The following is a 581-nucleotide window of genomic DNA, read 5'->3' as shown; positions in this document are numbered from 1 at the left end:
CGCGCCGCCACCCGGGCGCCCTCGGCCGCCGCGTCGGTCGCGAGCGACCGCACGTGCACGGCGAGCGCCACCTGGACCACCCCGAGCAGGAGCGCCAGGACCAGCACCGACACCAGCAGGAACTCGACCGCCGCGGAGCCGTGCTCCCGCCGGCCGGCGCTCACCCCTGACCCGTGACGCTGCTGATCGCCTGGCGGAAGGCGCCCTCGAGCAGGGGGCCCGCGACGGCCCAGAGGGCCACCACCAGGCCGGCGGTCATCAGCGTGACCAGCACCCAACCCGGCACGTCACCGCGTTCGGTCACGTGCTCGGCATGGTCGGTGTCGGTGTCAGTTCCTCGGTCGTCGCGCATGGGGCTTCCTTTCGTCAACGGACTCGTTCGGCCGGTTGGGTCAGAGCCCGATCCGGAGCGTGGCCAGGCTGGGGAACACTGCGAAGACGACGGTGACCGGCAGCACCAGGAACACGACCGGCACCATCATCAGGATCTCCTTGCGGCCGCCCGCCTCCAGGAGGGCGCGGCGGCCCGCCTCGCGGACGTCGCGGGCCTGGGCGCGCAGCACGTCCGCCAGCGGCGTCCC

At 74.0% G+C, this 581-nt stretch carries 2 protein-coding genes and 1 pseudogene; all 3 read right to left on the bottom strand.

Annotated elements, in window-relative coordinates:
- On the bottom strand, window positions 1-164 hold a 164-nt coding region (locus tag PROKR_RS37920), incomplete at its 3' end, for a TadE/TadG family type IV pilus assembly protein (protein WP_036969499.1).
- Window positions 161-352, bottom strand: a complete 192-nt coding sequence (locus PROKR_RS25965; protein WP_036969495.1) for a hypothetical protein — start codon at window positions 350-352, stop codon at window positions 161-163. The genes PROKR_RS37920 and PROKR_RS25965, both read right to left, overlap by 4 nt.
- A gap of 40 nt (window positions 353-392) precedes the next feature.
- Window positions 393-581: pseudogene (locus tag PROKR_RS25960) on the bottom strand (type II secretion system F family protein); the annotation flags it as partial.

The sequence above is a fragment of the Promicromonospora kroppenstedtii DSM 19349 genome, from assembly GCF_000515355.1.
GTDB lineage: Bacteria > Actinomycetota > Actinomycetes > Actinomycetales > Cellulomonadaceae > Promicromonospora > Promicromonospora kroppenstedtii.
The sequence above is the reverse complement of the archived record's forward strand: the minus strand, read 5'-3'. Positions and strand labels throughout refer to the sequence as shown.